We start from the raw sequence: 25,013 nt of genomic DNA, 5'->3' as shown, positions 1-25,013 counted from the left end.
GTCACGCTCCTTGTTTCTTCTTTTTCTCCGATTGATATTTATCGATCATCTCATGGATGTCGCCCACGTCCATCACCCGTCCCCGCTCGAGGATCAAGGCACGGTTACATATTTTCTTGAGCGGTTTTAAGCTGTGGGAGACGACAACCAAAGTTTTTCCGGAATCTTGTATCTCCCGCATCTTTGCGTAGCATTTCTTTTTGAAATCCTTATCGCCCACCGCCAACACTTCATCGATTAAAATGATGTCGGCATCAATATGGACAGCGATGGAGAATCCCAACCGGGCTTTCATCCCGGAAGAATAAAATTTAACCGGTGTATCGATAAACTCCTCCAACTCGGAGAAGGCCACAATCTGAGGGTATACTTCTTCGATCCGTTTTTTGTCCAAGCCAAAGATGGCGCAATTGAGGCGGATGTTCTCCGCCCCGGTCAAGTCACGGGCAAGACCCGCTCCCAACTCGATCAACGGGGCCACTTTGCCGTTCATCCGAACGCGGCCCGCATCCGGAGAGATAATTCCGGAAAGTACTTTAAACAAGGTGGACTTCCCCGCTCCATTCTTTCCGATGATGGCGTAGGACTCCCCTTGTTTGACGGTGAAGGAGACATCGTTTAATGCGGTGAACTCCTGGTACCGCTTCTCCCCTTTGACGATGGAAAGGATGAAACCCTTTAAGGTTTTGTCATACGCTTTCCGAAAGTGTTTCGTTAAGTTTTCGACGACAATGGCATCCATGGTCAGATCACCTCCCCTACCCGACGGTTCAGCCGCTTAAAGATGATCCAAGAAACGACCAGCAGAACGAGTGTAAAGATGATGACATATAAGATGTAACCGAAGGAAATGACTTCGGCTTGATCCGGGAAGAAAATCCCGTGAAACAGGCTCAGGATTACCGCCATCGGATTGAGGAAGTACAGATCGGCAAACTGCCGAACCGTCTCTGACTCACTTTGGGTGACTAGGCTGATCGGATAGATGATCGGACTGAGGTACATCCATCCCCGCATCATCAGGTTGGTGATGAACTCCACATCCCGGTAGTAGACGTTAAGGACGGAGATAAGGAAGGAACAGGCCAAAGCGAACAAGGCCAGCAACAGGATCATCAAGGGCAGCAGGGCCAACTGCTCCCATTGAATCGGTTTGCCTAAAGCCAGACCGAATACGATCACCAGTGCAAATGCCGGTATAAAATTGACCAGATTGGCGAGGATCATGGAGATCGGGAAAATTTCCCGGGGAAAGTACACCTTTTTAATCAAGGAAGCATTCCCCGACAGGGATTTCGTCCCCTTTTTCAACGAGTTATTGAAAAAGGTCCACGGAATCAGCCCCAACAATACATACAACGGATAGGGCTCCACTCCACCCGCCATTTTCTTGATAATCACAGAAAACACCAGGGTGTAAATCAGCATTAAACCCAATGGTTCCAGCAGGGTCCAGAAAAAGCCGAACAAGGAATTCCGGTAACGGATCCGGACTTCCTTGTGAACCAGAAAATACAGCAACTCTCGGTATTTCAAGATGTTCGCAAACATGGGCGGTACTCCTTATCCCACGGATGAGCCCGTCAATCGGTAGCGGTTTTTGGCCTCGTCGGGATAGACGATGTCCAGGATCCGGTCGATCTCTTCATCGGACAACGCCATCTCGTTGAAGATGGTATACCGGTTCCGCATGGTGGGTGCCATCCGAATGGCCCGGTGCATCTCCTCACGAGTGTATCCCAAGTCTTCATAATGAGTGGGAAGACCCAGTTTCTCATAATAGGGGGCCAAGTACTCCACCCGCTCCCGCTGTCCCTGCAAATACTGGCTGAACAAAAGACCGATCGCCACTTGCTCTCCGTGGAGCGCTTTGGCACCACAGTGATAATCCATGGCATGGCTGACCAAATGCTCCGAGCCGCTGCAGGGACGGCTGGATCCGGCAATAGACATGGCGATCCCGCTCATGATCAAGGACTCGGAGGCCACTTTCATCAAGCGCGATCGGTCCAGCTCATCCTGGTTCAATGTATTCATAAACGATTCCACGGCATTGTTGGCCATCAAGTTGGCAAAGGTGTTCATCTCTTCTTTGCCCGCCTGGTGGGCCAGGTTCCAGTCGAAAAGAGCCGTCTTGTTGGACAAGAGATCCCCGATCCCCGCCGACATCAGCCGGTGTGGACAGGACGACAAGATATCCAGGTCGATGATAACCGCTTGCGGCATCTTCACCCCGATACTGGTGCTTTTGTTCAACATTTTGATCACAGCCACCGGTGAACAGATGGCGTCACTGGAAATCGCCGTGGGAAACAGAATGACAGGCACATTGCTCCGGGTGCCCACCACCTTGGACACGTCCAAGGCTTTTCCACCGCCAATGCCGATCATCATTTCAGGCGGATCTTCCAACACATGCCGCTCCAATTCATTAATCGTATCCAGACTGTTGCTCTGACAAGCCAGCACCTGGACAGTAGCGGCATGACCGGAAATGACCGTCTCCACGCGTCCGGTTACTTTGCGTGTTTGGCCGCTCCCGCTCACCATCAACACTTTTTTCCCCTTCAACCAATCAAAAACCGGTGTTTGGGGAAGATTGGGGATCGCCCCGTGTTCGATGATGAGCTGAACCGGGATATGCACTTTTTTGGTCATGATTCCATCTCCTTCCCGGTCAGGACAGGACAGATGCGGCCAACTTCTTGGCGGTCTCCAGGTCGTTGAAATCATCAATCTCAACCCAAGGCAGTCCCTGGGTGTCCACCCCGACGATTTCAATGTCGCCGGCACATGCCTCATAGACATTTTCGTACCAGGCATCGGTTTCACCGTCTTCGATCATGGCCCGTGCTACACGATACAGCACTTCCAGTTCCGGACGGGCCAGTTTGGAGATCCCGATGTACTCTCCATCCGCCTCGTCCAACGCAATCTTTTTGTTCACCTTGGTCAATTTTCCTTCTCCATCCAGCAGAACCCGCATCGACTCTTCCGTCAGGGTTTTCTGAGTGTCCACCAAAACAGCCGTACGGGCGGAGGCATCCAAGATCACCCGAATCATTCGTTCATCGTAGAAATCGTCGGAGTTGATGAGGAGAATATCGTCTCCCAGCTCCTCCGTCAATAGGAACGAGTAAATGTTGTTCATGGATTCATAGTGGGGATTGTGAATGAAGCGGACTTTCGTCCCGTTGAAGTGTTCCTGAATTCGTTCCATCTTGTATCCGCCGAGAACCGTGATGTCCTCATCCTTAAATCCGGCCTGGCGAACGCTCTCCACCTGGTATTGCACCAGGGGTTTTCCGTTTACTTGGATCATGGCTTTCGGTTTGTCTTCCGTTTCCGGACGCAAGCGGCTTCCAACACCAGCCGCGAGAATAACAACTTTCATCCGAGACACTCCCTACCTCTTTGTAATATTCACTTTACATAAATTTAACGCTGTCGTCATTTAATTCAACTTGGATGTGGTAAGATACAACCGTAAAAAGGTCTTAGCGGCCAGCATCAGCAGGAACACTGCGGTAAAACCCGCCATCACCGGCATTCCCGTGAGGGCGTCCGCCAGTATGACCAACGGCAACATTGCAAAATACCCAGGCATTCCCGTCAAAAAGGCAATCCATTCCATGACACCGGATTGGGTTCGCATATAACTGACCGGATCGTTTTCATCCCTTTTCACATGGATATAATTGAATGACAGGGGCACCAGCAAGGCCAAGGTGGAAACCAATACGATTCCGTATACCCATGAAGCGGCAGCCAGTCCCCATTCCCCCCAGCCGAACGCGGGTGGAATCATCAAGGCGGCAGCGCTCCATACCGGAATGCTCAACGCCCGGATCAATGTATCCAAAAATACTCCCCGATCACTGGTGATCCCTTTGATCCTGGCCAGTTCCCCGTCCATACAGTCACACAGGTAACCCAGATTATAGCTGAGAACCGCCAACAGCCAGCCCCAGGGGTTCCCTGTCAACAGGAACCAACCCGTCAATCCGAAAAAGAGAAGACTGATCCAGCTGATCCCATTCGGGGTAAGCGGGGTGCGGCTGAGCATCAGAGTCACATAAATGGAGATCCGGCGCAGGACAAACCAGGACCAGATCTCTTCCATATGCCGGGGCTTTTGACACCGTTCCCTGTATGCCAGAATCCGACCGGAATCAACGGGCAGCGTTGGTAACTTTTTCTCCGTATCTCTCTTCATAACCCCGTTCTTTCCCCCAATACTCCCGGCTCAATAATCCGGCGGCGGAACCGAATCCGCGGCTGAAATGGAGCAGGAAAAAGGATGTCATGGCGGGGACGAAATACTTCCATCCCTTTTGTCGTTTCAGTCCCCAGGAAGAGACGAGAAGAAGACTTCCATAAGCTCCCATCAAGACGAGAAACACACTCCATGCCACGGCGCTGAACAGGGATGCAACGGTAAATCCCAGGCTCATCATCACCACCAAAAATGGGATCAGATGACGACCGCGGAGGACACCCATACCGCGTTTGCTGGCAACCAGAGTCCATTTCCCGTCGCTAAAGGATTTGTGCATCAGCGCCGGCAATGTATTCCGTACATAATAGGTGGATCGGATCCATGTGGATAGGAAAAAGCTCCCTCCCGCCTGGCGGATGCGGGCATGCATCTCCAAATCCTCGTTCCGCTTCAGGCTCTCGTCGAAATAGCCGACTTCCTCAAAGATCTCCCGTTTATAAGCGGCATAAGGAACGGTGTCCACATATCCTTCCCATTCATTCTTGGTGGTACGAAACTTGGAATTTCCCACTCCAAAAGGGTGAGAATAGACATAGGCGTTCACTTCACCCCAAAAGCCGGTTCCTTTGCTCTCGATAATCCCGCCGACACAGGCAGCATCGGGAACTTTTTGGGCCACTTCATAGGTTCGACTCAAAAAATCCCTTGGTATCTGGCTGTGTCCATCCACTCGGATCACATACCGACCGCGGGAGTGTTGGATGCCGATGTTCCAACCCGTGGCCAGTGTTTTGCGCGGGTTCATGTACGACCGGATGCGATCGGGGTAACGCCGTTCAAAGGATTCCACCATCTCGGGAGTTCGGTCCGTCGATTCACCGTCAACAATGATGATTTCGTAGCGATCATGGGGAAAGTCTTGGTGCAGGATCGCTTCCAACAGATTCTCTATATAATCTTCTTCATTGCGGACAACCAATAAAAATGAGAAGATGAGATCGCCGTTCTTTTCTTCGATGGTGATCACTCCATTCCGCACATGGTTGTGTACTTTACCAGTACAAGTTCTGCCTGGGCAATCTACCCTGGTCTCGCTGTGCAGAAAAAGATCATGCTAACATCATAACATGGCACAGGGGATTTCTACAATTGCCCCCCTTCCCTTGTCATGCAATGGACATACCCCTCACCTTAAAATCAAAACCTTTCGAAAAGGCTTCTCGACCTGTCCATCATACCACAGCCCCGCTCCCATGGGCTTCTTTTCTGTAGAAAACGGCTAAATATAGGTAATGGTTCCCTGTTAGTAGGAATAAAAACAGAGCCCGTTTCCTGCAAAATATACCGATCCACTTTAGAGCTTTCTGTCTATTCCTCATTCTGATCCGGAAATAAAAAAAGCCCGCTCGGGGGAGCGGACGGATACCCATGCTGCTTGTTTATTCTTTCGTTTACTTTGAATCGATCGCCCGAGATCCGATGTCAGTCCGATAGTGGGCACCTTCAAAACGAATGGTTTCCGCCCGGTCGTATGCCCGGGTGCGTGCTTGCTTTAAATCGGCTCCCCATGCGGTTACACCCAGAACACGCCCGCCGGCGGTGACGATGGCCCCGTTTTTCCGGGCTGTCCCGGCGTGGAAAAGAACAGACTCCCCATCGATGGCGGAAAGTCCTTCGATGGGTTTACCCTTTTCGTAAGAGCCGGGGTATCCACCGGAGGCCACCACCACACAGCAAGCGGCTTCCTTTTTCCAGACAACCGCTGTTTTTGATAAATGCCCTTGTGCCACCGCCAGCAGCACATCCACCAAGTCCGATTCCAGACGGGGTAGCACTACCTGTGTTTCCGGATCACCGAAGCGGGCGTTAAATTCGATCACCTTCGGTCCGTCCGCCGTGATCATCAAACCGGCATACAGGACCCCCCGATAGGAAAGGCCGGATTGAGCCATCCCCTTTACCATCGGCTCCAGGATTTCTGTCACCGCCCGGTGTACAATGGAATCGGGGATTTGAGGAACGGGGCTATAGGCACCCATCCCTCCGGTATTGGGCCCCTGGTCACCATTAAAAACCGGCTTATGATCCTGGGCAGGCACCATGGGAACCACCGTCTCCCCATCGACAAAGGCCATCAGCGACATTTCCTGCCCCTCCAGGAACTCCTCCACCACAATTTCGGTCCCTGCATCACCAAAAGCACGTTCTTCCATGATATGGTGAACGGCATCGGTCGCTTCCTGTAATGTCCGGGCGACCACAACCCCCTTACCCGCAGCCAATCCGTCGGCTTTAATGACGATGGGAGCCCCTTGTTCTCGGATATATCGTAACGCTTCGCTCGAATCGTCGAAGGAACGATACCGTCCCGTCGGGATCCCGTATGATTCCATCAATTCTTTGGCGAAGCGTTTGCTCCCTTCCACTTGAGCCGCCTGGCGGTTGGGTCCGAACACCAAATGACCCTCGGCTTCCAGGGCGTCCACCACACCGGCCAACAAGGATGCCTCCGGACCGATCACGGTGAGGTCGATTTGGTTTTCCGACACAAATCGCACCAAACCGTCCACATCCGTCGCGGACAGCGGAACACCCGTCGCCAACGCTTCGATACCCGCGTTGCCCGGCGCGCAAAAAAGCTCGTCCACCTGAGGACTCTGCTTGATTTTCCATACCAGAGCGTGTTCCCGCCCTCCGTTTCCCACAACCAATACTCGCACTTGTACTCCCTCCCGTATGACCCGTTCCATTTTCATTACTAGTACTACAGTTGCATTTGTACGAAGAGTGTATAGGAGCGTGGGTGGGTCGGGCTGGCGGGCTGTCTTCGATCTCTTGCAAAAAGCGCAAAGGATCGCAGCCATCCCACCACCCTCCCTTCTCCCATCTGCACCTGCTCTGATAAGTACAACTGTAGTACTAGGACATGTCTGAACAATCCGTAGCGTAAAATCCCGGGTCGGTGGCTGTCTTCTCACCGGAATATAAAATGACCAAACTCCCCAGTGCCCTATTCTTGATATTGATCGTGTTTTCTTGAAGGGAGGGGATGGGTTCCGGCGGAGTCGACTCTGCCACGCATGGAGCGAAGACGGAACCCATCCCCGACCGTCCCCTCAGCATTGTTAACCCAAGAACAAAGGAAATGACCTGATAAGACGATAGCTTGTCCCTTTCGGGGAGACCCGCCATCAGGTGAAAGCGAGACTGACCCCAAACAGCAAAACCGTCACCAAGAGAAAGATAAAAGACCAGTCTTCCCGCTGATATACGCCTTTCTCCCGTCTTCTCTTCCACGTGGTCGGAAGGGACATCAGGCCGCTTGTGAAGACCGCCAGCAAGAAGTATAAACCGGCAATTACCCGAATGCTGTATTGCCAGGAAAACGGTTGATACCAGCCTAAAAGTACGGTAACCCACATCAGTGCCAACGTGATGGCCACCAATGTTAATGATCGCCAGATCATCACCACGGGGTATCCCCCTCCTTCATACCCGTTACGCCATGTATACGTCAGAGGAGGAATAGCCGTTCATACCCGTTAGTGTTTGAAGTGGCGAACACCGGTAAAGATCATCGCGATGCCGTGCCGGTTCGCTTCTTCTATCGACTCTTGGTCTCGAACGGAACCACCGGGTTGAATGATCGCCCGGACACCAGCAGCCGCCGCCGCTTCCACTGTATCTTTCATCGGGAAAAAGGCATCGGAAGCCAGCACAGCGTCCCGGGCCGCTTCACCCGCCTGTTCCAAGGCGATCCGGGCAGCGCCGACCCGATTCATCTGACCGGCACCTACTCCGATGGTACGGGAATCCTTGGCCAATACAATCGCATTGGACTTGACGTGCTTTACCACCCGCCAAGCAAACAACAACTGCTCCCATTCCTGTTCAGAAGGGGCGCGGGAGGTAACTACTTCACAATCCTTTTGATCGATCGATTTCCGGTCGGCCTCCTGTACCAATAAACCACCCTCCACCGTTTGCAATCGAGGAGAGGGAGCGTCCCCAAAAGCGGACACCTCCACTTTTAACAAACGCAGGTTTTTCTTCTCCCGCAAAACCTCCAACGCGGCTGGTTCAAAGTCAGGAGCTAAGATGATCTCCAGAAAGATTTCTTTCATGCGGCGAGCGGTCGCTTCATCCACCGGGCGATTGAGTGCCACGATCCCCCCGAAGATAGAAACCGGATCCGCTTCAAACGCCTTTTCATAGGCTTCCAGGGCTGTTTCCCCGATCCCCACGCCGCAGGGATTCATATGTTTGACTGCGACAGCCGCCGGGCCGTTAAACTCCGATACGATCTCCAAAGCGGCATTGGCGTCGTTGATGTTGTTATAAGAGAGGGCTTTTCCGTGAAGCTGATCCGCATGAGCCAGATTTCCCGTAGCTGCCATGGGCTGACGGTAAAAAGCTGCGGGTTGATGCGGGTTTTCCCCGTAACGCAGATCCTGTTTCTTTTCATAGGTGACCGTCCATTTTTCTGGCCATGTCTCTCCCGCTTCGGCACTCAGGTAAGAAGCGATCAAGGCATCATAGGCGGCCGTGTGGCGAAATGCCTTAGCTGCCAGCCGCTTGCGTGTTTCCGACGTGATACCGCCACGGCCCATTTCCTCCAGAACACCGCCATAATCGGCTGGATCCACCAAAACCGTGGTAAATCGGTGGTTTTTGGCGGCTGCCCGAACCATGGAGGGCCCCCCGATATCGATATTTTCGATCGCATCTTCAAATGATACGTCCGGTTTGGTAATGGTTTGCTGAAACGGATACAGGTTAACCACCACCAGGTCGATCGGTTCAATTTTTCTCTCTTCCAACTGGCGGCGATGTTCGTCACGGTCACGGATGGCCAACAAACCGGCATGGATGCGGGGGTGGAGCGTTTTCACCCGTCCGTCCAGGATCTCCGGAAAACCGGTTACTTCGGATACACCGATCACCGGAATCCCCGCTTCGGCCAATGTTCGTTTCGTGCCGCCGGTGGAGATGATTTCCACTCCATGCCGGGAGAGACTGCGAGCCAAGTCCACGACATCGGTCTTATCAGAAACGCTGATCAAGGCACGACGAATTTGAATCAATGGAGTTCCTCCTTTAAGGTCCCTGCGACTCATCCGGCGGCAGGATGCGACCGGTCAACAACTTGTACATGACCGCCGGGTACAGATTATGTTCCACAAATTGCACTTTCCGCTGCAACGTCTCCATGGTATCGTCGGGTTCCACCAGCACCGGCTTCTGGTCGATGATCGGGCCGGTATCCATGCCTTCATCCACCCAATGAACCGTCACACCCGTCCAACGGACTCCGTATTCCAGCGCTTGCCGAACGGCGTCTTTTCCTTGGAAGGCGGGCAATAAAGACGGATGAATGTTAAGAATGCGCCAAGGGTACGCATCCAGCAGGGTGGGACCCACCAGTCGCATATACCCTGCCAGTACCACCCATTGAATTTTGTACTCCTTTAACTTGGCCAGCACATCCCGCTCATAAGCGGCTTTGTCTTCATAGTCCTTAGGCCGAAAAGCGACGGCGGGCACGTTTAGACGCGCAGCGCGTTCCAACGCCCCGGCATCCGGCCGGTCGCAAATCAGGAGGGAGATCGGTTCCGGCCAATACTGTTTGCGGGATCGTTCCACCAGTGCTTCAAAGTTGCTGCCGCTTCCGGAGGCAAAAACCGCAATGCTCATGAAGTTTCTCCTCCGAGGCCGATCACTCCGTTTTCCCCCTCGACCACCCGGCCGATCATAAATGCCCGTTCTCCCGACTCGCTCGCAACCGCTAATGCGCGCTCCGCCTCTTCAGCCGGAACAAACACCACCATGCCGATTCCCATGTTAAAGGTGCGATAACAGTCCGCTTCCGTCAGAGAACCCCGTTCCGCCAGGAATCGGAATACATCGGGCACCGGCCACGACCCGGGACGAATCTCCGCTTGCAGTCCGGCAGGCAGCATCCGAGGTACGTTTTCAATCAGGCCGCCTCCGGTAATATGGGCGCCTCCCTTAACGGGTACGGCATTCATCAGCTGATGGAAGGGACGTACATAGATACGGGTGGGCACCAGCAGTTCCTCTCCCCAGGAGTGATCTCCCCATGGAACGATCGCGTCCAACGACAGGCCCGCCTCATCCACAATTTTTCGAACGAGGGAATAGCCGTTGCTGTGTAAGCCGTCGGAGGCCAAACCGACGATCACGTCGCCGGGAGCGATTGTTTCGCCGGTCAAAAGAGCTTTCCGTTCCACGACACCCACACTGAAACCGGCCACATCATATTCACCCGGGGCGTAAAAGCCAGGCATCTCTGCTGTCTCGCCCCCCAGCAACGCACAGCCGGCCCGTTCGCATCCGTCGGCAATCCCCTTGACGACGGCCTCCACTTGTTCCGGTGCCAATTTTCCGGTGGCGATATAGTCCAGGAAGAACAGGGGTTCGGCCCCTTGCACCACCAGATCGTTGACACACATGGCGACACAGTCCACTCCGATGGTGTCGTGCCGGTTCAGGGTGAACGCCAACTTCAGCTTGGTTCCCACTCCGTCGGTCGCTGCCACCAGGACCGGATCTTGATAGCCGGACAGGGAAAAGAGTCCGCCAAACCCTCCGATTCCGCCTAAAACCTCCGGGCGTTGGGTACGCGCCACATGTCCCTGAATGCGCCGGACCGCCTCGTTTCCGGCCTCGATGTCCACTCCCGATCGCCGATATGCTTCGCTCATCCTTTTCCCTCCAGCGCCATCACTGCGGAATCATCCACCTCAGTAGGATAGTTTCCGTTAAAGCAAGCCAAACAATGACCACAAGTTTCGTTTTCCCGCTCTCTTCCGATCGCTTGGATCAGTCCTTCTTCCGTCAGAAAGCTTAAGCTGTCCGCTCCGATCAGCTGCCGAATCTCATCCACGGAATGATCAGAGGCGATCAACTGTTTTCGTTGGGAGGTGTCGATTCCGTAAAAACAGGAATATCTGATCGGCGGAGAGCTGATCCGAACGTGCACTTCCTTGGCACCGGCATCCCGCAACATGGTTACAATGCGGCGGCTGGTGGTGCCGCGGACGATGGAATCGTCAATCATGACCACGCGTTTTCCTTCCACCACTTTGCGAACGGCGGACAACTTCATCTTGACGCCCTGCTCTCTCAAGTGCTGGCTCGGTTGAATAAAGGTGCGCCCCACATAGCGGTTCTTGATCAGCCCCAGTTCAAACGGGATTCCCGCCGCCTCTGCAAATCCGATCGCCGCAGAAGTGCTGGAATCGGGAACACCGGTTACCACATCCGCTTCCACCGGCGCCTCCTCAAACAGACGGACACCCAATCGCTTGCGGGCCGTATGAACGTTGATCCCGTCCACATCACTGTCCGGCCGCGCAAAGTAGATATACTCGAAAGAGCAGACCGCACGCTTTGCCGGTTCGGAGAAGCGAATGCTGCGCATTCCCTCGCGATTCAAAATCAACAACTCTCCCGGCTTCACTTCCCGCAGGTAATCCGCCCCGATCACATCAAAGGCGCAGGTTTCCGAAGAAAACACCGGTGCATCCCCCAGCATTCCCATAGACAAGGGACGCAACCCATGGGGATCCTGTGCCACCAACAGCGTGTCATTGGTCAGAATTAAGAGCGCATAGGCACCGATCAATTGATTTAACGCTTCGGCCACCGCTTCTTCCAGAGAAGGTTGGGTGGAGCGGGCGATGAGCTGGGCGATCACTTCAGTGTCCGATGTGGAGTGAAAAACCGCGCCCTGGCTTTCCAACTCCTGTTTCAACGACTCGGCATTGACCAGATTCCCATTGGTGGCCAGGGCCAGCTGGCCGACGGTCGCATGGTGGAATACCAAGGGCTGGGCATTGCTCAACGAACTCTCCCCAGTGGTGGAGTACCGCACATGACCAATCGCCCAGTCTCCAGTCAGCCCTTTTAGAATTTCGTTGTTGAATACTTCATTCACCAAGCCCATACTGCGGTGGTAGCGAAACTCTTTCCCATCGGTAGCGACAATACCGGCACTCTCCTGTCCCCGGTGTTGCAGAGCGTGCAACCCGTAGTAGGTGAGCTGGGCGGCATCCGGATGACCCAGGATGCCAAACACCCCGCACTCTTCCTTTAGTTCGTCGAAGACGGATTCATCGCGCATGGCAGAGCCCCCTCCCAGATGGCTTCCAGTTCGCGGACCGGAAGATCGACGGCAGATTTTCCATTCACACGGACCGTCAGAGCATCGCCGCCGACACGACCGATGTCTGCACAAGCGATTCCATTCTCTTCCGCCAAGCCGCTAACGATCTCAACCTTCTCAGCCGGGACGCTCAGCAGGATACGGGATTGGCTTTCACTGAACAATGCCACGGCGGCATCCAAAGAAGTTTCCAGCGACACATCGGCACCCTGACCGCTGCCAATGGCCGATTCGGCAATTGCGACGGCCAATCCCCCCGTCGACAGATCGTGGGCGGAGGATACATGACCCTGTTGGATTGCGGTAAGCACCGTCTCCTGCAGCCGCTTCTCCACATCCAGATCGATCCGAGGCGGGCGTCCGGAAACATCTCCTTCCACCACCCGTTGCAGTTCGCTTCCACCCAACTCCGAATGGGTTTCCCCCAACAACAGCAACCGGTCCCCATCTTGTTTAAAATGGCTGGTGGTAATATGGCGGCGGCTTTCCACCAGTCCCACCATGCCGACGACGGGGGTGGGGTGGATCGGTTCGCCTTTGGTCTCGTTGTAGAGGCTGACGTTTCCTCCTACAACAGGCGTTTCCAGTTTGCGGCACGCTTCACTCATCCCGTCTACCGCACCTTCCAGCTGCCAGAATACTTCCGGCTTTTCCGGATTGCCAAAGTTGAGGCAGTCGGTGATGGCCAGCGGGCGGGCACCGGAGCAGACCACATTGCGGGCTGCTTCCGCTACCGCGATCGCCCCGCCCTGACGGGGATCGAGATACACATAGCGCCCGTTGCCGTCAGTGGACATGGCCAATGCTTTGTCGGTTCCGTCCACCACCACCACAGCCGCATCGGACCCCGGTCGGACAGCCGTGCTGGTCCGTACCATATGATCATATTGCTGGTAAACCCAGCGCTTGCTGGCCACCGTGGGAGAAGCCAGCACCCGCTGCAGGGCGTCTTGCGTATCCACACCGGCCAATGTCGCTTCCGGTTTCACCCCAGCAAATTTTCGATAGATGGCGGGTTCCTCTCCCTTTCGGTGCAACACCGGTGCATCATCCACCAGCGTCTTCACCGGGATGTCGGCAACCAGCTGACCCCGATGGCGAATCCGATAGCGACCGTCATCGGTGACACGACCAATCACCGCCGATTGCAATCCCCACTTTTGCAGGACTTGTTCCACTTCTCCTTCACGGCCGTCTTCCACCACCAGCAACATCCGTTCCTGGGATTCGGACAACATCATTTCATATGGGGTCATTCCCGTTTCCCGTTGTGGAACGGCGTCCAGGTTGAGTTCCATGCCGGAATCTCCCTTGGCTGCCATCTCGGCGCTGGAGCAAGTGAGTCCGGCGGCACCCATATCCTGAATCCCCAGCAGGATCCCCTGTTCCACCAATTCCAGACAAGCTTCCAGGAGCAGTTTTTCCATAAATGGATCGCCGGCTTGCACCGCAGGCCGCTTTTCCTCGGATGCCTCAGATAGCTCCTCAGAAGCGAACGTCGCTCCGTGGATCCCGTCCCGTCCCGTGCTGGCCCCGACATAAATCACCGGATTGCCTGTGCCGACGGCGATCCCTTTTTGTAAGTCTTCATGGTTTAGGATACCGACACACATGGCATTTACCAAGGGATTGCCTTCGTAGGCGGAATCGAATTCCACTTCCCCGCCCACTGTGGGAATCCCGACCAAATTTCCGTAATGGGCGATCCCTGCGACGGCCTGTTCAAATAGGTACCGCACGCGTCCTTTTTCCAACGGCCCAAAACGGAGGGAATTCAACAAGGCGACAGGGCGGGCACCCATGGAGAATACGTCCCGAATGATTCCACCCACCCCAGTGGCTGCTCCCTGGAACGGCTCGACAGCGGTGGGGTGATTGTGGCTTTCGATTTTAAACACAACCGCCTGGCCATCCCCGATATCGATCGCTCCCGCTCCTTCGCCGGGCCCTTGCAACACCCGCGGCCCATCTACCGGAAACCGGCGCAGCAGCGGTTTGGAGTTTTTGTAACTGCAGTGTTCCGACCACATCACACTATAGATGCCCAATTCCGTCCAATTGGGCAAGCGGCCCAGGTGATCCTTCACGAGCCGGTATTCTTCCTGGGTCATCCCCACTTCAGTGAACAATTGCCGGTCACGAATATCCTCCGGCGTCGGTTCGTTGGCAACGGTCGTCACTTCCTCCACATTAGGCCGCACCATGGCTCTCCCCCCAGTAACGAAGCATTGAAGTCAACATCTTAGCCCCGTCGGCAGAACCCATCCATTGGTGGACGGCCCGCTCCGGGTGGGGCATCAACCCCAATACATTGCCCCGTTCATTGACGATGCCGGCAATGGCACCAACAGAGCCGTTCGGATTTTCCCCTTCATAACGGAACGCAATCTGACCCCGTTCCCGCAGTTGTTGCAACGTATCCGGATCACAGTAATAATTGCCTTCTCCATGAGCGATCGGAAGACGGATCGTCTCCCCTTCCGTATAATCCAAGGTAAACGGGAGACGGTTGTTCACTACCTGAAGCGGTTGGATGTCGCAACGGAATTTCAGATGGTCGTTGACCCGCATCGCACCGGGCAAAAGCCCCGCCTCCAGAAGTACTTGAAAGCCGTTGCAGATGCCCAGGACCAGTTTTCCCTTTTCCGCCGCTTCCTGAACGGATTCCATCACCGGAGAAAAACGCGCCAACGCCCCGGTCCGCAAATAGTCGCCATAGGAGAAACCACCAGGCAGAATGATCGCATCATAGGAATCCAGCCGCTTTTCCTGGTGCCATACCAGATCCACTGGCTGGTCCAGCACATCTCTTACCGCTTTCACGCAGTCGGTGTCACAGTTGGACCCCGGGAACACAGGAACGGCAAAGCGCATCAGGCACCCTCCTCCAACTGGTAGTCGTAATTCTCGATCACCGGGTTGGCCAGCAGCTTCTGGCACATTTCTTCCACCTGTTTGCGGGCGGCTGCCGCATCGCCCGTATCCAGCCACACTTGAATCGTCTTCCCGATCCGGACATTTTCCACTTCTTCAAAACCCAGAGAATGAAGCGAACCTTTGACCGCGCTTCCCTGCGGATCCAATACACTGCTTTTGAGTTGAACGTTGATCGTGGCCTTATACATGGGCAGTCCCTCCCAATCGGGTCCAAATTTCGCGATAAGCATCTTCCACTTCTCCCAGATCCCGCCGAAACCGATCCTTATCCAACGGCTTTTTCGTCTCCCGGTCCCAAAACCGGCACGTATCCGGTGAAATTTCATCGGCTAACAACAGTTTTCCGGCGGTATCGACGCCAAACTCCAGTTTAAAATCGACCAGGATAATTCCACAGGCGTCCATCCGTTTGATCAGCAGTTCGTTGATCCGCAGGGCTTCTTCCCGGATCTGTGCCAATTGCTGATCCTCCGCCAATTGCAACAACCGGATGTGATCCTCATTGATCAGAGGATCGCCCAGGTCGTCATTTTTGTAATAAAACTCCACCACCGGCTGCGTGAGCACCAGCCCCTCTTCCAATCCCAAGCGCTTCGCCAGGGAACCGGCAGCCCGGTTGCGGACCACCACCTCCACCGGCAAAATCGTCACTTTCCGTGCCAATTGTTCGGTGGCGGAGAGTGACTTCACCAGGTGATGGGCCACACCGTGACGTCCTAGATACTCGAAGAAATGAATGCTGATTCGATTGTTCCACTCGCCCTTACCGGTGATGGAACCTTTTTTCTCCCCGTTGAACGCGGTGGCGTCATCCTTGTATTCCACCCACACCACATCGGGGTCTTCCGTGCGATAGATCTTTTTGGCCTTGCCCTCGTACAACAGGTCGCCCCGTTTCATCCCCATCGCTCCCTCCATCTGTGTCAATCCAGCCCCAGCCGCGCAAAGATCTCATCCACCCGTTTCAGGTGATGGCGATAGTCAAAGCAATCCGCAATCTCCTCCGGGGTGAGAATACCCGTGATGGTTTCGTCGCCCTCCACCAAGCCCCGGAATGGAACGGCTTCCTCCCAGGCCTGCATCGCCAAGCGCTGCACCCGGTCATAAGCGGCTTCCCGTTTTAATCCCTTATCGATCAACGTGAGGAGCACCCGCTGTGAATAGATCAAACCGTACGTGCGTTCCATGTTCCGCTTCATGTTTTCCGGGAAAACGGTCAGGTTTTCGATGATGCCGGCCAGCCGATTCAACATGTAATTCAACAGAATCGTGGTGTCGGGCAAGATCACCCGTTCCGCTGACGAGTGAGAGATATCCCGTTCATGCCATAAGGGAACATTTTCATAAGCCGTCACCATATGACCGCGAACCACCCGTGCCAGCCCCGTGATATTTTCGGATCCGATGGGGTTTCGTTTATGAGGCATGGCAGAAGATCCTTTTTGTCCTTTGCCGAATGCCTCTTCCACTTCCCGTGTCTCACTCTTCTGCAACCCCCGGATCTCCACTGCGAACTTCTCCAAGCTGGTGGCGATCAAGGCCAACGTGGACAGGTATTCAGCATGGCGGTCCCGTTGCAGGGTTTGCGTGGAGATCGGAGCCGGTATCAGACCCAGCTTTTCGCATACATACTTCTCCACAAACGGATCGATGTTGGCGTAGGTTCCCACCGCCCCGGAAATCTTGCCGACAGCCACGGTACGGACTGCCTTCTCCAACCGCTCTTTGTTCCGTTTCATCTCCTCCCGCCACAGAGCCATCTTCAGCCCAAACGTGGTGGGTTCAGCATGCACCCCGTGGGTGCGCCCCATCATCACCGTATATTTGTGCTCCCGCGCCTTCCGATCCAACACATCCAGCATCCGATCCACATCGCGAAGCAAAATTTCGTTGGCTTGGCGTAACAGGAACGATAATGCAGTGTCCACCACATCCGTGGAGGTCAAACCGTAATGGACCCACTTGGATTCATCCCCTAAAGTCTCCGCAACGGCACGGGTGAATGCCACCACATCATGGCGCGTCTCCTGTTCGATCTCCAAAATCCGATCCACGTCGATCCGGGCGTTCTTCCGAATCCGGTCCACATCCTCCCGGGGGATCACTCCCAGCTCCGCCCACGCTTCGCAAGCCAGGATCTCCACTTCCAGCCACGCCCGGTACCGGTTTTCATCCGTCCAGATGGATCCCATCTCTTCTCGTGTATATCGTTCAATCATTCCACTTTTCAACTCCCGGTTGATTTCATCGGTTTTATTTCATCGCTTGCCGAAGGCCAAATTCCCAATCCGTCTATGAGCCTCTCTGCCTGTTCCAGCGATTCTTCCACTACTGTTAAGTGGCCCATCTTACGCCCAGGACGGCTTTCCCGTTTTCCGTACAGGTGCAGCTTAACAGATGCCGGCAACCGGGGTGCCGCCTTTTCCACGGCTTCCAGATGTTCTCCCAAGATGTTTACCATCACCGCAGGGGAAAGGGGGCGGAACGACCCCAAAGGCAGCCCGCATATGGCACGGATATGCTGTTCAAATTGTGAAGTGGTGCAGGCATCGTAAGTCCAGTGGCCGGAATTGTGGGGACGGGGAGCCAGCTCGTTGATCCACAACCGGCCGTCGGCAAGCTGGAACAACTCCACCGCCACCAGCCCCACCACGTTTAAGGCGCTGGCCACTCTTACGGCCAATTGCTCCGCTTCCCGCAGGATGGAATCGGCTACCGGTGCAGGCGCCCGGGTCAGATGAAGAATATGATTGCGGTGAATGTTTTCAACCGCTGAAAAGGTTCCCACCTCTCCATGGATGGAACGGGCCGCAATCACGGAAAGTTCCCGCTCAAACGGAACAAACGCTTCCACCACCCACGGACCCCCAGCGATCGTTTCCATCGTTTGCACAGCGTCGTTTTGATCCCGGAGCAGCCACTGCCCTTTCCCATCATAACCGCCGGTGGCTGTCTTCAATACACAAGGAAAACCGACTTCTATCGCTGTACGTAGAAGGTCGGCGGGGTCATGGAGAGGAAGGTAGGGGGCAACCGGCAGTCCTGCGGTCACCAGGGCTTCTTTTTCCCGTAACCGATGGCGAGTCGTTTGCAATAATCGGCTTCCCTGCGGGACAAAGGTGCGATCCTCCAACAGGCGGACCACATCGTCATCCACATTTTCAAATTCATACGTGATGACATCACTTTGTTCCGCCAGCATTCCCGCCGCTTCCAGGTCATCAAAGGAGGCTTGGATATGACCATCCGAAACCGGAGCCGCCGGGCAATCCGCAGCAGGATCTAAGGTGATAAAACGGTATCCCATACGACGCCCTTCCAGGGCGATCATCCGTCCCAACTGCCCGCCACCCAGAATACCGATGGTGCTGCCCGGCAGGAGAATTTTCGGTTGGTTTGCTTTGTTCGTTGTTGTCATGGCTCTCACCCATCCAAATTTGCTGTCTCCAATACCCGACGACGGATCGCTTCTCTCCGTTGACGGAGCTGCTCACGAACGGTTTCGTCATGAGCACCTAGGATTTCAGCCGCCAGCAATCCGGCATTGACCGCCCCTGCCTGACCGATAGAAACGGTTGCCACCGGTACGCCACCCGGCATCTGAACAATGGAATACAGAGAATCCAATCCGTTTAAGGTAGACGTTTTGATCGGAACACCGATGACCGGCAATACGGTTTTGGCCGCCACCATTCCCGGCAGATGGGCAGCCCCGCCGGCCCCAGCGATGATCACTTTCAGCCCACGCTGTTCCGCTTCTTCTGCATAACGAAACATTTCATCCGGAGTGCGATGGGCCGAAACCACCCTTTTCTCAAACGGAATCGTCAGCTCCTGAAGCACGTCACAACACTGCTCCATGGTGGGCCAATCGGAAGTGCTTCCCATAATGACCCCCACCTGTGGCAACGCCATTGACTCCACTCCTATCCATTCATCTAAAAATCCATGATAAAAAACAAAAACCCAAACAGCGGATCCCTAGGGAAAACCTACCGTTCGGGTGTAACAGACACACCTGTGGTGAGGCATTTCCCATAGTCCGGAAATTTACGGTCTCCGGGTAGAAACGCCCAGGCCTTATTCCCGAGCATATATGAGAAAGCACGTGCATGATTTTCATCTTCATCACTCCTCATTCAGTGTAACAGCCCTCCCCATCCAAGTCAATGAAAAGACGAACAATATTACTTTCCAGCTCATCAGCGTTCGTTTTTTACACAAACAAAAATCATCCGGCTCCCCTACAGGAAGCCGGATGATTGGAAGTCGTATTCACCTAAGCGGTCTTCACCGCTTCTTCGTTTACTTCTACGTCAGCGCCCTCCGTCTTGGCGACACAGGTGGCGACCATGGCGTCACCGGTGATGTTGGTGGCAGTACGTGCCATGTCGAGGAGTCGGTCAACCCCCAATACGATTGCCAATCCTTCCAGTGGCAAGCCCACCGTCGGGAAGACGACCGTCAACATCACGATCCCGGCGGAGGGAACGGCGGCGGTGCCGATTGAAGCCAGCGTGGCCGTCAGAATGATCAGAAGCTGCTGAGTAAGGGTCAGATCAATCCCATACACCTGAGCGATAAAGATCGCCGCAACCCCTTGCATAATCGCGGTCCCATCCATGTTGATGGTGGCACCCAGAGGCAGAACAAAACTGCTGATGCTCTTCGGCACTTTTAGGCCGTTCTCCACTCGGTCCATGGTGACCGGCAAGGTGGCGGCGCTGCTGCTGGTGGTGAAGGCCACCTCCATCGCCGGGAACATGTTTTTATAGAACCGGAACGGGCTGATCTTGGCCACAAATTTCAGGAACGATCCGTAGGTAACCAACATGTGAACCAGCAGGACCAACACAAGGGTAATCATATACAGGGCCATGGAACCGATCAGATCGATGCCCGCTTCGCCGATCGCCTTTGCCATCAGAGCGAAAGCGGCGTAGGGAACCACTTTCATCAGCTGATGGACCAGCCACATCATAATTTCATTGGCCTGCTCCACCACTTCCCGAACCCGCTCCACTTTGCTGCCCAGGAAGGCCATCCCCAACCCGAACACCAAAGCGAAGAAGATGATTTGCAGCATCTGCCCTTCAGCCAAAGCTGTGACCGGGTTATCCGGAACGATGTTAAGCAGGGTGTCCATTACAGGGGGAGCTTCATTAATTTCGGGTTGGCTCTCCGGAAGCGACACGTTAGCCCCGTTACCGGGCCCGATCACGTTGGCAAATACCAAAGCCAAGCTGATGGCGATCGCCGTCGTGATCAAGTAAAAGAAGATCGTTTTGCCGCCCACCCGGCCCAGTTTCTTAGGATCGGCCATTCCCGCCGCACCGATGGCGATGGAAAAGAAGACCAACGGCACTACGATCATCTTGATCGCCCGCAGGAACAAATCGGCTACCGGCGCAAACAAGTAGGTGTTTACCGATTCAAATGTGTTTGGGAAAAACAGATGAAGAACCAGCCCCGTCACGAGACCGAGGAATATTCCGATGAGAATCTTTTTGGTCAAGCTCATTCGATCCACCTACCTTTACAAAAATCAAAAAGATATCTGCAAAAAAACCGACAAATAATATCGTTGGATCCAGACGAACCCACTCTTTGTAACCGCCAAAAGCATTATAACACATCATGCAAACGTATTCATCCTACATAGAATGGGTATACTTAACAAGTTTCATGGACACCCCTCCATACTCCATGAGATGTAGAAAATTGTCCCCCCTTGTCAATACTACACGAGCGATCTCTTTCCCTCCTTCCAATTACCAAAATTTCTGAAGTTTTCTTCGCCACCCTCTCCATCACAGGAAGACAGCCTCCTGAGATTAACGTATGACGGTGTTCGCTTGTCCCATTCCTAGTGCCCCATCAGGGAACTTCGATCTGCTTTTCTAAACCTTCATGGGGAGGCCGTCTTGGTATTCCGTCTTCGCTCCATGCACTCTCGCTATGCACTCATAGAAGCACAAGTCTCGCCTTGGTCACTTTCGTTCCCAGGTCTCGCTATGCACTCATAGAAGCACAAGTCTCGCCTTGGTCACTTTCGTTCCCAGGTCTCGCTATGCATAGCAGAGTCGATTCTGCAGGCTTTCCAAGCCTCCCTCCACGTAAACATGATCGATATCGGTAGAAGGGTCACTATCATTCAACGGATCCTCCTCAGGTACACTATCTGTTAAAAACATAATCAACTGACTGCTTGCTCGTTGGGTGCTTCCCACTCCTGATTTAGCTTAGCGAAAACCGGAAGAAACCACGCAATGATGGTTACTGTCACCACCATGCTCCCTGCAATGGCAAATAAGGGCATCACACCCCAGGATTCAGCGATCACTCCTCCGAACATCGCACCGATCGGCATACCACCCTGAGCCATTAACAGGCGTAAAGCGAACACTCTTCCTCTTAACTGTTCCGGAACCATGCGTTGATACAGCGTCGAGTTTAAGATGTTGAACCAAATGCCGAAAAAACCGCTGACCACTGCCAGTAAAAGAGCCAAGGGGTACCAATAAGCGACGGATAACAAACCCAGGCAACTCCCCATGATGAGATTAGCCCCCAATATATAGTTTTTCTTCCGCTTCGGTTCCGGTATCCAGCCCATAAACATAGAGCCCGCCAAAATTCCCAAGGAGTACGTGGAAAACAGCAATCCCACCTGAAAGGAAGATCCATTTAATACATCCGTTACATAAGGGAGAAACATGGGATTGGTTGCGCTGAAACTCATATTGCCCAATAGGATTAACAACCCGGTCCCCAACAATACCGGCGCCGTCTTAAAAAAAGCAGCTCCTTCCCGAAATTGACGAAACCAGGAAACGGGTTGGACAGTGGCTCTCTCCCCTTCCCTACATGGGAGAAACCATAACACCAAACCCGCGGTGCCCATCAGCGAGACCAATAAATATAAGATGTACTGCGGATCCCACCATACAAGCAGCAATCCTGCTGCAGGAGGACCGATCAAAAGTGCGAAACTCATCGTCCCTTCCAGGAGCGAATTGGCTTTGATCAGTTTTTCTTTCGGAACGATCGCAGGTACATAAGCCATGGTGGCAGGGCGAAACAAAGGCTCGGTAATTCCGGTGAAGACAGCGGAAACAAACAGGTGCCACGGTTCCAACCACCCCCACGTTAACATCACAGCCGGAAACAAATAAGCAACGGCTCGGATCCACTCGGATGCGATCATCACTTTGCGCAGATCCCATCGATCCAGAAAGGGGCCCACCAAAAGCTGCACCGTCAAAAGCGGCACCAAATAAGCGGTATGAAGAGCACCCATCGCCAGCTTGGAACCCGTCAGCTCGTATACCAGCCACCCTTCTAAAAACGTGGCGAACATCCCTCCCAACCCGGATGCAAATTGACCCGCCCACACCAATACAAAGGCCCGAATACGCAGCAGCTCTTTCATTCACGCCTCTCCTCTCCCATAAAAAGACGGATCAAATCTATTCCGATTTTAAATAAGCCTTCAGCTCACTCCCCACTTGATCCAAGGCTTTCTCCCGCAGCCGATATAAGCCCGTTCCTTTATCCGGATGATAGTCGAGTTGCACCAGCCCCGCCGCCCGAAGGTGGACCAGATGGTGGTTGACGGTACTTTTGGCCAAGCCTACGTAGTGAACGATTTCCATGAACGAGCGCGCCTCTTCTGCGATGAAGCGAAGAATTCGCAAACGATTGGGGTCCCCCAGGCTGCTGCTAAACCGAACGAGTGAGCGGGGAGGATCATCGGAAGACTGCGGCGGAAAGTCAACAGCATATTTCCAGGTTAAAGGGTTCCCATACTCAAATAAATTGATCGGCGCATAATGATATTGCGGAATCAAAATGAGAGTCCGCACTTCGTTAATCGGCTGAAGCCGAATCCCTTTTGTCGCCTGCTCCACCACTTCAACCGCATCTAGACGCTCACTCAAACGTTGCTTCCGATCCGCATCTTCCTTCAGCACATGAAGAATGGCGGGATCGATATGCCGAAAATACTGTTGGTTCCACTGATCCACCACTTCCACCACCAGTTGATGCATCGACTTCCATTCATCCATAGAGAGGCCCCATTGCTCTCTCCAGTCCACATTCATATATAAATCCTCCGATGATTGGCCGCTGAGCCAATCCAAAAACCCATCCACCTCTTCTTTTGCAGGAGAATCCAATGTGGTTTTTGCCAGAAAATACTGAAAGAGTTTCTTATCCCAAAACGCCTCTTCCGATTGCTCCATCATCTGTGTCAGCTTTTTTTTCAATCCGGGCTGTAGCTTCGTATCCGCTTCCTTTACCCAAGATTTCCCCAGATCGGTCACTCGATGCGCTTTTTTTTCCAAATACAAGTGAAGACTGGTTGTCAATTCATAAATCGGTGAATACTCCACCTTTAACTGAAAGGGCATCCTTTTCACCTCAATGTTCGATTTATGTAGAACGAATTTCTGTTCGATTATAATCGAACTTATAAACAGTTGCAACATCTTTTTCCAAAACAAAACCGGCTTTGGAAAGAAGCCGGTTTTCATACCACAACGAGAAATTTGATACTCCCCTCGTCCTTCTTATCCTGTTTTTTCATTCTGTTTACTTGGTCGCTAACCACATCGCTTTTCGCATGATCCACTCAAGGGAATCGCCGTGACGAAAGCCCAGCATTTGTTGCTGTTCCACACTGGCCCCCTTCAATACCGTTCGGATTCGTTCTCTAACTTCCTGCGGGGTGTGTGCCCGATCAAGCCAAGGCTCTATCTGCATTTGGTTTTCCCAGCGATGCAGTACCTCCACCTGTGAAAATCCCACCCTGCGGAGCAGATCGCTCCATCGGCTCTCCGTAAAAACCCATCCGTGCGAGGGGTCCCGCCATTTTTCCACTTGGTTGTACAACACTTCTGTCGTTGGATCAGCCGGAGACACATTATCCACCAGAATAAACAACCCCCCATCTCTCAACAACCGATGACATTGCTGAAAAGCCCGCAACGGCTCGGGAAAATGGTGAGCGGCAATCCGACAGGTGACCACATCAAACAAACCATCCGGCATGGGAATGTCTTCAGCATCCCCCATCATCCAAACCAGATTGTCCAAGTTTCGTTCTTTTGCCGCTCGTTTCGCTTGTTCCAGCATCCCTTCTGTCAAGTCCAATCCGACGACACGAGAGACACACTGACGAAGAGCAAATGCCGTATGTCCGGTGCCTGTCGCCACATCCAATGCCAGTAATGGCTGGGGTTGATGTGCTTTTACCGCTTGAACCAACCATTTCAGATCCTGACCTTTGGCATGGATCTCACTCTCCACATATCCGGAGGCCGTCGAACCAAACTGCACTTTGACCCTTTCCTTCTCTCTGGACACAAGGAATCGCCTCCCACTTGAAAGTCGCACGACTATGTTCCATATAGTGAAACTTAGTTTCATTATATGAATATTTTATCTTATATTCGGAAAAGAGGCAACAGACTTACATCCATCTTTGGAAAATAAAACAAAAAACCGCTTAGGAACGATCCTTCCAAAGCGGACAAATCAAAAAACCACCCATTAAAGGGTGGTTTCAGTTGCCTGGCGACGTCCTACTCTCCCAGGGGCCTGCGCCCCAAGTACCATCGGCGCTGGAGGGCTTAACTGCCGTGTTCGGGATGGGAACGGGTGGAT

23 protein-coding genes, 1 rRNA gene and 1 riboswitch are annotated in these 25,013 nt (G+C 53.5%); all 24 genes read right to left on the bottom strand.

Annotated features, from left to right (window positions below; genetic code table 11):
* Position 1: 1 nt before the first annotated feature.
* Positions 2-742: an ABC transporter ATP-binding protein gene (locus JOE21_RS09115; RefSeq protein WP_309865057.1), complete on the bottom strand. Its 741-nt coding sequence runs from the start codon at positions 740-742 to the stop codon at positions 2-4.
* A gap of 2 nt (positions 743-744) precedes the next feature.
* Positions 745-1,551 (bottom strand): ABC transporter permease, encoded by an 807-nt coding sequence (locus JOE21_RS09110; protein ID WP_309865056.1) that lies wholly within the window; start codon positions 1,549-1,551, stop codon positions 745-747.
* Between the two features lie 12 nt (positions 1,552-1,563).
* Complete coding sequence (locus JOE21_RS09105) at positions 1,564-2,658, bottom strand: iron-containing alcohol dehydrogenase family protein (protein ID WP_309865053.1); 1,095 nt, start codon at positions 2,656-2,658, stop codon at positions 1,564-1,566.
* 19 nt (positions 2,659-2,677) lie between these two features.
* Entirely contained in the window at positions 2,678-3,394 is a 717-nt protein-coding gene (locus JOE21_RS09100; protein WP_309865051.1) for a phosphocholine cytidylyltransferase family protein, read from the bottom strand.
* A gap of 60 nt (positions 3,395-3,454) precedes the next feature.
* Positions 3,455-4,216 carry a CDP-alcohol phosphatidyltransferase family protein gene (locus JOE21_RS09095; RefSeq protein ID WP_309865049.1) on the bottom strand — a complete coding sequence of 254 codons (762 nt, stop codon included), beginning with the start codon at positions 4,214-4,216 and terminating at the stop codon, positions 3,455-3,457.
* On the bottom strand, positions 4,173-5,246 hold the full coding sequence (locus JOE21_RS09090; protein ID WP_309865047.1) for a glycosyltransferase family 2 protein: 1,074 nt from the start codon (positions 5,244-5,246) through the stop codon (positions 4,173-4,175). Before JOE21_RS09090 ends, JOE21_RS09095 begins: the two co-directional genes overlap by 44 nt.
* Before the next feature lie 424 nt (positions 5,247-5,670).
* Positions 5,671-6,939, bottom strand: coding sequence for a phosphoribosylamine--glycine ligase (gene purD, locus JOE21_RS09085; RefSeq protein ID WP_309865044.1), 1,269 nt, complete (start codon positions 6,937-6,939; stop codon positions 5,671-5,673).
* 471 nt (positions 6,940-7,410) lie between these two features.
* On the bottom strand, positions 7,411-7,692 hold the full coding sequence (locus tag JOE21_RS09080) for a hypothetical protein (protein WP_309865041.1): 282 nt from the start codon (positions 7,690-7,692) through the stop codon (positions 7,411-7,413).
* Positions 7,693-7,761: 69 nt separating this feature from the next.
* Entirely contained in the window at positions 7,762-9,300 is a 1,539-nt protein-coding gene (purH, locus tag JOE21_RS09075) for a bifunctional phosphoribosylaminoimidazolecarboxamide formyltransferase/IMP cyclohydrolase (protein ID WP_309866054.1), read from the bottom strand.
* 16 nt (positions 9,301-9,316) lie between these two features.
* Positions 9,317-9,913, bottom strand: coding sequence for a phosphoribosylglycinamide formyltransferase (gene purN / locus JOE21_RS09070; protein WP_309865039.1), 597 nt, complete (start codon positions 9,911-9,913; stop codon positions 9,317-9,319).
* Entirely contained in the window at positions 9,910-10,944 is a 1,035-nt protein-coding gene (purM, locus tag JOE21_RS09065; protein ID WP_309865036.1) for a phosphoribosylformylglycinamidine cyclo-ligase, read from the bottom strand. Before purM ends, purN begins: the two co-directional genes overlap by 4 nt.
* Positions 10,941-12,365: an amidophosphoribosyltransferase gene (purF, locus tag JOE21_RS09060; protein ID WP_309865034.1), complete on the bottom strand. Its 1,425-nt coding sequence runs from the start codon at positions 12,363-12,365 to the stop codon at positions 10,941-10,943. The genes purM and purF overlap by 4 nt, the downstream gene beginning before the upstream one ends.
* Entirely contained in the window at positions 12,335-14,611 is a 2,277-nt protein-coding gene (gene purL / locus JOE21_RS09055; protein WP_309865032.1) for a phosphoribosylformylglycinamidine synthase subunit PurL, read from the bottom strand. The genes purF and purL overlap by 31 nt, the downstream gene beginning before the upstream one ends.
* Entirely contained in the window at positions 14,598-15,281 is a 684-nt protein-coding gene (purQ, locus tag JOE21_RS09050) for a phosphoribosylformylglycinamidine synthase subunit PurQ (protein WP_309865030.1), read from the bottom strand. The genes purL and purQ overlap by 14 nt, the downstream gene beginning before the upstream one ends.
* Positions 15,281-15,532, bottom strand: a complete 252-nt coding sequence (purS, locus tag JOE21_RS09045; protein ID WP_309865029.1) for a phosphoribosylformylglycinamidine synthase subunit PurS — start codon at positions 15,530-15,532, stop codon at positions 15,281-15,283. The genes purQ and purS overlap by 1 nt, the downstream gene beginning before the upstream one ends.
* A complete protein-coding gene (purC, locus tag JOE21_RS09040) occupies positions 15,525-16,244 on the bottom strand; it encodes a phosphoribosylaminoimidazolesuccinocarboxamide synthase (protein ID WP_309866052.1) in 720 nt (239 codons plus the stop codon). The genes purS and purC overlap by 8 nt, the downstream gene beginning before the upstream one ends.
* A 23-nt stretch (positions 16,245-16,267) precedes the next feature.
* Positions 16,268-17,563 (bottom strand): adenylosuccinate lyase, encoded by a 1,296-nt coding sequence (gene purB / locus JOE21_RS09035; RefSeq protein WP_309865026.1) that lies wholly within the window; start codon positions 17,561-17,563, stop codon positions 16,268-16,270.
* An 8-nt stretch (positions 17,564-17,571) separates the two neighbouring features.
* Complete coding sequence (purK, locus tag JOE21_RS09030; RefSeq protein ID WP_309865022.1) at positions 17,572-18,762, bottom strand: 5-(carboxyamino)imidazole ribonucleotide synthase; 1,191 nt, start codon at positions 18,760-18,762, stop codon at positions 17,572-17,574.
* Positions 18,763-18,767: 5 nt separating this feature from the next.
* Positions 18,768-19,259 carry a 5-(carboxyamino)imidazole ribonucleotide mutase gene (gene purE, locus JOE21_RS09025; protein WP_309865020.1) on the bottom strand — a complete coding sequence of 164 codons (492 nt, stop codon included), beginning with the start codon at positions 19,257-19,259 and terminating at the stop codon, positions 18,768-18,770.
* Positions 19,260-19,362: 103 nt separating this feature from the next.
* Positions 19,363-19,464: riboswitch (purine riboswitch) on the bottom strand.
* A gap of 159 nt (positions 19,465-19,623) precedes the next feature.
* On the bottom strand, positions 19,624-20,865 hold the full coding sequence (locus JOE21_RS09020; RefSeq protein ID WP_309865018.1) for a dicarboxylate/amino acid:cation symporter: 1,242 nt from the start codon (positions 20,863-20,865) through the stop codon (positions 19,624-19,626).
* A gap of 675 nt (positions 20,866-21,540) precedes the next feature.
* The gene (locus JOE21_RS09015) at positions 21,541-22,776 is read right to left on the bottom strand and encodes an MFS transporter (RefSeq protein ID WP_309865016.1); all 1,236 of its coding nucleotides are present in this window, start codon (positions 22,774-22,776) and stop codon (positions 21,541-21,543) included.
* Between the two features lie 37 nt (positions 22,777-22,813).
* Positions 22,814-23,758: an ArsR/SmtB family transcription factor gene (locus JOE21_RS09010; RefSeq protein WP_309865014.1), complete on the bottom strand. Its 945-nt coding sequence runs from the start codon at positions 23,756-23,758 to the stop codon at positions 22,814-22,816.
* Between the two features lie 181 nt (positions 23,759-23,939).
* The gene (locus JOE21_RS09005) at positions 23,940-24,713 is read right to left on the bottom strand and encodes a class I SAM-dependent methyltransferase (protein WP_309865012.1); all 774 of its coding nucleotides are present in this window, start codon (positions 24,711-24,713) and stop codon (positions 23,940-23,942) included.
* Between the two features lie 205 nt (positions 24,714-24,918).
* Positions 24,919-25,013 (bottom strand): 5S ribosomal RNA (gene rrf / locus JOE21_RS09000); the annotation flags it as partial.

The sequence above is a fragment of the Desmospora profundinema genome, assembly GCF_031454155.1.
Taxonomy (GTDB): Bacteria; Bacillota; Bacilli; order Thermoactinomycetales; family DSM-45169; genus Desmospora; species Desmospora profundinema.
The sequence above is the reverse complement of the archived record's forward strand: the minus strand, read 5'-3'. Positions and strand labels throughout refer to the sequence as shown.